Origin of the sequence: Flavobacterium polysaccharolyticum, assembly GCF_038739875.1 — a bacterium.
Classification (GTDB): domain Bacteria; phylum Bacteroidota; class Bacteroidia; order Flavobacteriales; family Flavobacteriaceae; genus Flavobacterium; species Flavobacterium polysaccharolyticum.
This window is the reverse complement of the sequence record NZ_JBCGDP010000046.1, coordinates 1-4,920: the sequence shown is the minus strand read 5'-3', so window position 1 is coordinate 4,920 and position 4,920 is coordinate 1. Positions and strand designations below refer to the sequence as shown.

General features: G+C 30.7%; 1 protein-coding gene. It reads left to right on the top strand.

From position 1 onward, the window contains the following. Positions 1 to 35: 35 nt before the first annotated feature. Positions 36 to 4,920: PKD domain-containing protein (locus WFZ86_RS19960; protein ID WP_342693584.1), on the top strand; the 4,885-nt coding region annotated here is incomplete at its 3' end.

The following is a 4,920-nucleotide window of genomic DNA, read 5'->3' as shown; positions in this document are numbered from 1 at the left end:
AGCAGGAGTAACTACCACAAAAAAGTAAGACCAAGATGAAATTAAAATATACATTAGTTTTTAGTATTATAAGCTTTTTTATTACCACGACTGGATTTGCGCAGGCGCTTAGTGATCAAGAGATTGGTCTGGATGTAACCAAAATTGAATTGAAGTTAAAAAAAAGAGGATATAAGGAACTTGATATTGCAGAAATTATTTCTGGATTTAGAAAAGAATATATTATTGTTCATACGGAGAAACAAAAGCAAATTCAAATTGAGTTACAAAAGCAAATTAAAAATACACAACTTGAGCAATTGCAATTGAAAAATAAGGCTATTAATAAATCAACTGTTGCTACTGTGCCTTTAGAAGAAAGGAATGCATTGATTGCATTTTACAATGCCGCTGGAGGTTCTAATTGGGAAAATACTATTAATAATGATGGTGCTTGGCCGGTTAATGATCCAAATGCTACGGTTGAAAGTTACGATTACGATAACAAAACTGGATGGTATGGTGTTACTGTTACTGATGGACACGTTACAAGTCTAAATTTGAAAGGATATTTTCGAAATCAAAAAGATTTAAATTTAAATGGGAGTATCTCAGATTTGTCTGCTTTAACTCAATTAAGTATTTTAAATTTAAGGTTTGTTAAATTATCAGGAAATTTAAACGGTTTACAAAATCTAGTAAATTTAAAGGAATTAGTTTTATATAGAAATAGTAATGTTTATAATGAACCTGCACAGCCAGATTTAGAATCAATCATTCCTGTTTGCAATTTGCGTAACCTAAAAAAGTTACATATGGGTAATTGCACTTTTGTTTCAAAAAAAATTCCTTTAGAAATACGTGGTTTAACTAATTTAAATAATCTATACATTGGTTCTGATTTTACATCAGGTCTTGAAGAAATTGGATATCTTAGAAATTTAGAAAACTTATTTATACAAGCTGATAATAAATTTAGTGGTGCAATACCTGATAGTTTTTCAAATCTTCAAAACTTAAAATCAATTACTATTTACGCTAATAGCATAAATGATATGTCTGTGCTTGGTAGTATAACTGGTCTTAAGCTAATTAGCTTAGAACAAAACGATATAAGCACGATACCTAGCAGTTTTGCCAATTTAACAAATTTGGCTTTTCTTAATTTATTTATGAACGATATTGAAAAAGTCCCTTCTTTTTGTAGTAATTTCCCTTTAAATTATTTTAGTATTTCATATAATAGACTTGCTAAAGATAAGTTACCTGCATTAAACTTTACTACTCCAAGCATTAGTCACGAGCTATTTGATAACGCTTCATTGTTTTATGATGGAAAGACACTCAGAATAGAAGGTAATTCCTTCCGATTTGTTGACTTTGAGAATGAGTTTTCCAACTATAAAAATACAATTCGTACTTTATGGTATAATGAGCAGTCTAAAGTAGACAAATTTAAAATAGAAACTAAAACAGCTGGTCAGTCCGTAACTCTTACAATGTATGAAGATACAAATAGATATACAACTAGTGAGACTTTTCAATGGTTTAAGGGGATATATCCTTCTGGAGTTGCTGTTAATCCTACTTCTTTGTCTACAAATAGAGAGTTAGTTATATCTAATTTGACTTTATCTCATGCTGGAGATTACTATTGTGTTTCAAAACATCCACAAATTCCATATCTAGAACTTGTAAGAGAACGTATCACATTAAATGTGCTTAGATGCCCTACTCAAGTAACCGGAGAACTCAGATCATCTACTGAACTTCTAACTGTTAATTCTAATGCTACATTTTCTTTAAACACTGCTGCCACAGGTTTAACCTATAAATGGACATTCTACAATAACTCAAGTGGTACTGTTATAAAAGATGATTCTCAAACTACTGCCACTGCAACACAGTCTTATAGTCAAGCAGGAAGTTATCTAGTGAGATTAGAAGTCATTGAAAACAATGGCTGTACCACTACGTTTAATAAAGTGATAAATGTTATTAATAATTGTGTCAACGACTCTTATTCCCCAAACCGTAATGGCAGTATAAATAGTCCTTATCCTTATGGTGATTGGTCTGGGGTAATCCTTAATAAATTAACAAATTTGTCATTTTATAGTTCATCAGGGAGTACACGTTTATCTTATCAATGGAGTCTATTTGACTCAAATAATGCATTAGTTGCATCTGGTAATCAAGCTATATTTCCTATTACTCTAACCCTTGCTGGAGATTATAAAGTGGTTTTACGAGTTTCAGATGCTATGGGGTGTTCTTCTTTTGAAAGAGATTTAAAAACCAGAGAGAGTACTCCTTGTATCATTCCTATTTCAGACCGTGGCGGATACATAATAAACTCTGCATATAGTGAAAAACTTTTGGTTAATACAGCAACAGTTCTTTCTCTTAATCGAAGTTCATCTTATACCACAGCTGGTTTTACTTACAAATGGGATTTGGTTAAACAAAACGGAGATTTAGTTTTTTCTGGTATTGATGAGAATTTTACTGTCACACCAACTGAAATAGGTGATTACATAGTTAATCTGCAGATCAAGGATCCAAACGGTTGTACTACTGATTATACAAGAGAGTATAAAGTTATGGATATATGTGGTTTTACCGCGGATGATGAACAATTTTCCATTGCTACATCAGGTGAGTATAATTTATCGAACACTTATTTTGTCCAAATAAATGAAACAAAAGATTTTTCTTTAGGTTCACCTTATGAAGTTAATAGTGATAATTACACTTTTAAATGGACTTTGTTTAATCCGAGTGGAGAATTAGTAAGCACAAGTACAAGTACTATATTTTCATCAGCTTTTACGATTCCAGGTTATTATAGAATTGTATTAGAACTTACAAATAAAACCACTGGATGTATAAGGGTTTCAACAAAAGAAGTGGGGTGTTTAATAGGGAACAGTTGTACAGAGCTAAATCCAAAATCAGCAATGGTCAAGGATTTATTGAAAAATTTGATAAAAAGCCTTATTATGCGCTCTATAAAGGGAGAAACAGATGCTCAAATCAATGCAAGTTCTAGTTCTCCTGAATTTTTAGCACTTAAGCCTTACATAACAAATGGCACAGGGAATACTATTTATAACTATAAGTATTCAAAAAGTCTAGGTAATTCAGCTCGTCCTTATTCTGAAACAATTGATTTTTCTTTTTCACCTGAAAGATCATCTGATATTCATCTTGATTTCTATTGGGGTGTATCTGGTTATGTTGATTTAACAGATGAAGAAATTTTAAATAGATTGGAAAATGATATATTTATTGATATGAGTCAATATGTATCATCAAATAATTATTTTACTTCTTGTAGGGTTGATATGGCAGGAAAAAATGCACAATCTATAATACGTCCAAGTGAATGTAAAGAATCCTCCGAAGTAAGATATATTGATTTTTGTCCAACAGATTGTAAACCAGTAGAAGGAACACTCAGTGCTTCTACAGTTACGCCTTTTATAAATACAAGTACAAAGTTTTCATTTGATACTATAGAAACGAATTTAACTTACCATTGGACGGTTACAAATGCAGCCAATCAAATTCTTGATTCAACATCTAATGGTACAAGGTTTTATAGTTTTATTGGATCCGCTTTAGGTAACTATACAATAAGTTTGAAAATTGTTGATGAAAAGAATTGTACTACAGAATTAACAAAATCTATTTCTGTTGTTCCTTTACCAACTGTCAATGGTTGTAGCACACATTTTAATTTTAATTTTAAAGTACCTGATAACAAGCCAGTATATGGTGGAATTAGCTTAGATCTTGAGGCTAGGAAAAACTTAGCGAGAGGAGTTGCAGGATTTTTATCCCAAAACATCAATAAGAAACTTTTTATTACTTCATTTGACGATAGTTCTGGTGGCGCTAGATTATTAAAAAATAATTCAGAGGTTGTTTCTAATTTAGGTACAATAATGAATAATGGAACTTTTGAAGTATATGATGATGTTACAAGATATATAAGGCTACAGGATGATAATTACAACAATACTTTTTCAACAATTTCAAATAGTCTTGCAGGTAATGCACAAATTAGTAATATTGATGTATCATTTTTTATTATTTCAGATGATAAATTCAATGATATAAATTCAGTGAAAACAGCTTACCAAAATTTAATAAACTCTGCCAAAGCAAAAAAAATATTTTTTGTTTTAGTAAAAGAGGGACAATTTAAAAACACCACTTTGAATAGTGTTATGTCTCCAATAGAATTTATTACTCAATTGAAAGGTTCTGCACCAATTGATTTTGCTTCAACTAATAGTATTTATAGTTCTGATTATGTCATGTTTTCAAAAGCTCAAGTAGCTGATGTAGGTTTTGAGACTGTTCTTACTAGATTTTTAGAGCAATCTTATGATGAGACCAAAAGAAAAAAATGTGTTACAGCAGGTTGTGTTGTATCCAATACAAATTCACAAGTCGTTAAAGGTTTATTTATAAGTTTAATTAACAAATTGCAGAGCCTTCCAAAAGGAACTATTACTAATGGGTATACATGCTCTGAGTTAATTGCTTTAATTCCATATATAACTGTAAAAAATCCAGCAATATACAATTATAATCAGGGATCTTTTTCTTTTAGCAATCAGTTAAATAATAATGACGTGTTTATGGGAGCCGATGCTCAAGTTTCTGATATTAATTTAGAAAGTTATGTTGACTCAGATACTGAAACTAATTTTATTGCTAAACATGGATCTTTAGAAAAAGGAGGTAGTGTAAAACACATTAATTTTTGTCCAGAATCTTTATGCCTAGCAATAGAAGGAACTATCAAATATACCCCCCAAGTTTTGAATGCAAATGTAGTTGCAAATTTTTCTTTAGAAACAGCTGCATCAAATTTAACATACGATTGGACTTTTTATAATTTAGATAATACTACAGTTTTAGCCAAAG